A 5,360-nucleotide genomic window follows, 5' to 3' on the forward strand; every position below is an offset into this window, starting at 1 on the left:
GCTGGGCCTCGGGCGCGGCGGCCCGCGCGATCTCGCGGCCCTGCGCGACGGTCTCGACGCGGCCCTGGCGATCTCGCAGCGTTGCGGAGAGGTGAAAGCCTTGCCGGAGGATCTCGCCGGCATCGTCCAGCGCCTTGGCACGGTGGATGCCGATCTCGTCGAGCATCTGCGCGCGGCGCTCGCCGACGACCTTCCCCTCAACCGACGCGACGGCGGCTTCGTGCGCGCCGGCTACGATGCCGAGATCGACGAGGCCCGGCTGCTCGGCCAGGATTCACGCAAGGTCATCGCCGGGCTGCAGGCGCGCTATGCCGAGGAGACCGGCTGCCGCACCCTGCGGATCAAGCACAACAACATGCTCGGCTACTACATCGAGGTGCCGCAGGCGGTGGGCGAGACCTGCCTCAAGGGCGCCTTGCGCGAGACGTTCATCCATCGCCAGACCATGATCGATGCCATGCGGTTCTCGAGCGTGGAACTGAACGATCTCGAAAGCCGCATCTCGGGGGCGGCCGACCGGGCGCTGGCCCTCGAAACCGAGGTCTTCGATGCGCTGGCCGCTCGGATCATGGCCCAGGCCGAGACCGTCGCCGCCATCGCGGACGCCCTGGCCAGCCTCGACGTCACCGCCTCCCATGCGGAACTGGCTGTGGAGCGGGATTGGCGCCGGCCCTTCGTCGATGACAGTTTCAGCTTCGTCGTCGAGGGCGGCCGCCATCCGGTGGTGGAATCCGCCCTGCGGCGGTCCGGCGAGCCGTTCATCGCCAACGATTGCGACCTGTCCGGCGAAGGGCGCGGCCGCATCCGGCTCATCACCGGGCCGAATATGGGCGGCAAGTCGACCTTCCTGCGCCAGAACGCCCTCATCGCCGTCCTCGCCCAGATGGGCTCGTTCGTACCGGCCACTCGCGTGCATCTCGGCGTGGTGGACCGGCTGTTCTCGCGGGTCGGCGCCGCCGACGATCTGGCGCGCGGGCAATCGACCTTCATGGTCGAGATGGTGGAGACGGCCGCGATCCTGAACCAGGCGAGCCGGCATTCCCTCGTCATCCTCGACGAGATCGGCCGAGGCACTGCGACCTTCGACGGTCTCTCCATCGCCTGGGCCTGCCTCGAATACCTCCACGAACAGAACGGGTGCCGCGCGCTCTTCGCCACCCATTTCCATGAACTCACGGCCTTGAGCCAGCGTCTCACGCGGCTCGACAATGCGACGCTGAAAGTGGCCGAGCACAAGGGCGAAGTGGTGTTCCTGCACGAGGTCGTGCCGGGCGTGGCCGAGCGGTCCTACGGCCTTCAGGTCGCGCGCCTCGCCGGCTTGCCCGCCGGGGTCATCGCCCGGGCCGGCTCGATCCTGAAAAACCTGGAGAAGGCGGAGCGCGACCGCCCGACCCGTCCGCGCATCGACGACCTGCCGCTCTTCGCCAGCCTCGCCCCGCCGCCCCTGCCGGAGGTGCAGGCTCCAGCGGCGGACGATCCCCTGCGGCAGGAGCTGGACCGGATCGATCCCGACGCCCTGACACCGCGCGAGGCGCTGGAGGTGCTCTATCGCCTCAAGAAGACGGCTCGCGACGACATGAACTGAGGCCCGGAGGCGTCAGGGCCTCGCCCCGGCCCAGGGCTTCTGCGACCAGAGGGCATCCTCCGCCACGCCCTCCGACGCCGGCCGGAACCCGTCCGATCCGTGTGGCTCGGGTTGCCCCCCGGCCCGGATCGCCGCCACGTAGCGCAACGCACCCGCGACCGCGCGTTCCGAATAGGGCTTGGCGATGACGCCCAACGCACCGGCGAAATCCGCGGGGATGCGCTTGTCGTTGGCGGTCATGAACACGACGCTGGTGCGCGGGTCGAGGCTCAGGATCCTCGCCACCTCGACCCCGGTCGGGCCGTCGATGAGGTGGATGTCCACCAGGGCGATGTCGGGGGAGGTCGCCCGCCCGAGTTCGATGGCTTCGGCCGAGCTTGCCGCCACCCCGGCGATGACGTGGCCGAGATCTTCCAGAAGACATTGGAGTTCGAGGGCGATGAGCGCCTCGTCCTCGACGACGAGGATACGAAGTCCTTCCGCGCCGCTCACCCTGCCTGCCCTAGCGTGGCTTCACGCGGCGCGGACGTGGCGGGTCTGGGGCTCTCCGATTGAAGGGGAATCACGATCTCGACGCGCGTACCCGAACCGGGTTCGTGCCAGGTGATGACCCCGCGCAGCTGCTTCACCACCATCTCCACCAGGGAACAGCCGAACCCGGCCGGGTTCGGTGCCGCGGCATTCCGTCCGATGCCGTCATCCTCGATCTGGAGGCGCAGGCCGGTCTCGCAACGGCGGGCGGAAATGCTGACCCGTCCTTCGCGATCGTTCGGGAAGGCGTGGCGGACGGCGTTGGTGGCGAGTTCGTGCAGCATCAGGGCGAGGGGTGCCGCGATGGCGGCCGGCAGGGAAATCGGGTCGACCTCGGCGGTGACCGCCGTGCGCGCCGGGTCGATGCCGGCGGTGAGGTCGGACATGAAATCGTCGGCGAACTCTTCCAGATTGAAGCGGGTCACGTCCCCGGCCGAATAGAGCATGCGATGCACCATGGAGAGCGCGCCGATGCGCTCGGCCATGCCCTGAAGGGCATCGCGCGCCTCGCCCTGGGGGGTTCGCCGCGCCTTCAGCAAAACCAGGGAGGAGATGACCTGCAGGTTGTTCTTGACCCGATGATCGACCTCGTGGAGCAGCGCGGTCTTCTCCTCCAGGGCGGCCCGCAGGTCTGCGGTCTGCTCGTGAACCTGCCGTTCGAGCTCGTCGTTCGTTTCCTGCAAGGCGAGTTCGAGAGCGTGCTTCTCGGTCATGTCGGCCTGGGCGGCGTAGTAATACACCAGCTCGCCCGAGTCGTTGCGGACCGGCGAGATCGTCATGGCGTTCCAGAAGGAGGAGCCGTCCTTACGATAGTTGCACAGCTCGACCTCGACGGGTGCCTGCCGCCTCAAGGCGTCGCGGATGGCATCGATCGTCCGCGGATCGCTGTCCGGCCCCTGGAGCAAGCGGCAGTTACGGCCCTGCAGGTCCGCGCGCGCATAACCGGTGAGCGTCAGAAAAGCGTCGTTGACCCAGACGATGGGGTTGTCGGCAAGGCGAGGGTCAGTCACCACCATGGGCGTGGGACTGGCGTCGAAAGCCATGGCGAACATCTTGGCATCCACGGAGGCGTTCCCCACCGGGCGAAGTCCGGCCGAAACCTGATTGTTGCTGCTGCCCATCATCCTGACATCACGCTTGTACCACCGCCCTCATCCGATGACAGCAGCACTTCGACGGCACAGACCGAAACGACCGCCTCGGCAAATAGATCGGGAGGATATTTCCTCGTTACGTCGACTCGCCGGCAAGGAATATGTCTCATTGCGAGCCAATAGCTACCTACAAAGTATGCGCATTCATTAAGTTCCTGGTTACCATTCTTCATTCCAGTCACACGAGGCGGCACAGGCCGTACCGCGTCGTGACGACCCCTTGGACGAACCGGCGTCCGGCGAACATGGCAGCCGACCCTAAAGGGTCATAAGCCTTCAGGAGTTCCACGAATGGCTCAGAGTGCAGAGGTATCGGGAAAGGTGCGCACCAAGCTCGCCTTGCGGGATATTGTCGAGGATCCCCGCATCGTCCTGATGCTGGCCCTGGGCTTCTCGTCCGGCCTGCCGCTGCTGCTCGTGCTCGGCACCTTCTCCACGCGGCTCGCTTATTCCGACGTGGACATCAAGGCGATCGGCCTCTTCAGCTACCTGGCGCTGCCCTACACCCTCAAATTCCTTTGGGCGCCGCTCATCGACCGTTTCGACGTGCCCGTCCTGAGCGCCCGCATCGGCCGCCGGCGCTCGTGGATGATCGCCACACAGGTCGCCGTCGCCCTCGCGCTCTCGCTCATGGCCACGGCCAACCCGGCGAGCAGCCTCGTCCTCCTCGGCCTCGGGGCTTTTCTCGTGGCGATCTGCGCCGCGACGCAGGACGTCGTCATCGACGGATGGCGCATCGATGCCGCCGGCACCGATCTCCAGGGCGTCATGGCGGCGACCTCGAACCTCGGCTACCGGCTGGCGCTCATGTGCGCCGGGGCGGGCGCCCTGTTCATCGCCGACTGGGCCGGATGGTCGGTGGCCTATTTCAGCATGGCCGGGCTCATGGGCGTCGGCATGATCGCCGCACTCCTCGCTCCCGCCTTCGACAGGGAGCACGCCGAGGCTTTGGACGCCGCATCGGCGCAGCCGGCCGGCGCACCGGCGAAGGCCTGGTCGTTCCGCGCCGCCGTGCTCGAACCCCTCACCGAATTGCATACCCGCCTCGGCCCGGGCCTGTGGGCGATCCTCATCCTGGTCGCTTTCTACCGCATGCCGGATTTCATCTCAGGCGTGATGGCGAGCCCGCTCTACCGGCAGATCGGGTTCACCCTGACCGAGATCGGCGCGGTGTCAAAGCTCTACGGTATCTGGATCGGCATCGCCGGCGCCTTCGTCGGCGGCTGGGCGATGACCCGGTTCGGGCTGTTCCCCACCCTCGTCGCCGGCGCATTCCTGGGCGCGGCCTCCAACCTCTCCTTCTCGTGGCTGTCCTATGGCGGACCGGAAGTCTGGCGCCTGACCGCCGCGATCTCCATCGACAATTTCTGCGGATCCTTCGCCGGAATGGCGCTGATCGCCTACATGTCGAGCCTCACGGCGCCGGGCTTCGCGGCCACGCAATACGCGCTGTTCTCGTCGCTCTACGCCCTGCCGGGAAAGCTCGTGGCGGGCACGTCCGGCTTCATGGTCGCCAGCTACGGTTACCCGGTCTTCTTCGCCTTCACGGCGGCGGTGGGCATCCCGGTGCTGATCCTGTGCTTCTTCGTCGGGCGCGCCGGTGAACGCAGCGCGGCCCGCGCCGCCGCCGAGACCGCCGCCTCGGGCGACACCGAGACCGTGAGCGGGAACCATCCCGCGGGCCTCACGCTTGCTTCCAGCGATCGGCCCGGCGCGCCGGCGCCCGAAACACGGATGAGACCGCAGACGTGAGCAACATTTCCCTCGTCGACGATACCCGCTCCACCCCGGCCGAAGCGTCGGCCGGCCCGGACCTCAAAGATGCCGACCGCGCCGCGCTCGTGCGTGCCGTCCGCACGCTGGAGACGCCCGGCCTCGCCGCGCGCCTGTCCGCGGTGGCGGGGGCTCCCCTCGACATGATCAGCCGCAGCCTTCCGGCGCCCGTGACCGAGGCGGTGTCGCGCGCCACCGAAGGGGCCATGCGCACGGCCCTGCGCCGGGGACATATAAACATCAGACGCTGCCGCCGACGCCGTACGGGTAGATCTAGGGGGTGGGCGGGTCATTTAAAAAAAAAAAGGGGGGGGGGG

At 67.7% G+C, this 5,360-nt stretch carries 4 protein-coding genes and 1 pseudogene; 3 read left to right on the top strand and 2 right to left on the bottom strand.

Features of this window, described 5'->3' with window-relative positions; genetic code table 11:
• Positions 1–1,585: DNA mismatch repair protein MutS (gene mutS / locus FV220_RS23845; protein ID WP_147833461.1), on the top strand; the 1,585-nt coding region annotated here is incomplete at its 5' end.
• 12 nt (positions 1,586–1,597) lie between these two features.
• On the opposite strand, the gene FV220_RS23850 is transcribed toward mutS, so the two are convergent.
• Positions 1,598–2,077, bottom strand: a complete 480-nt coding sequence (locus tag FV220_RS23850; RefSeq protein WP_056144379.1) for a response regulator — start codon at positions 2,075–2,077, stop codon at positions 1,598–1,600.
• Entirely contained in the window at positions 2,074–3,168 is a 1,095-nt protein-coding gene (locus tag FV220_RS23855; RefSeq protein ID WP_051074371.1) for a PAS domain-containing protein, read from the bottom strand. The genes FV220_RS23850 and FV220_RS23855 overlap by 4 nt, the downstream gene beginning before the upstream one ends.
• Before the next feature lie 393 nt (positions 3,169–3,561).
• Here FV220_RS23855 and FV220_RS23860 point away from each other — a divergent pair, with 393 nt between their 5' ends.
• Entirely contained in the window at positions 3,562–5,022 is a 1,461-nt protein-coding gene (locus tag FV220_RS23860; RefSeq protein ID WP_147833462.1) for an AmpG family muropeptide MFS transporter, read from the top strand.
• A pseudogene (locus FV220_RS23865) lies at positions 5,019–5,360 on the top strand (hypothetical protein); the annotation flags it as partial. The gene FV220_RS23860 and the pseudogene FV220_RS23865, both read left to right, overlap by 4 nt.

This window comes from Methylobacterium sp. WL19 (assembly GCF_008040005.1).
GTDB classification, from domain to species: Bacteria; Pseudomonadota; Alphaproteobacteria; order Rhizobiales; family Beijerinckiaceae; genus Methylobacterium; species Methylobacterium bullatum.

Coding starts and splice junctions, on each gene's coding strand:
- FV220_RS23855 (WP_051074371.1), bottom strand. CDS start 3,168: ATGTTCGCCATGGCTTTCGACGCCAGTCCCACGCCCATGGTGGTGACT.
- FV220_RS23860 (WP_147833462.1), top strand. CDS start 3,562: ATGGCTCAGAGTGCAGAGGTATCGGGAAAGGTGCGCACCAAGCTCGCC.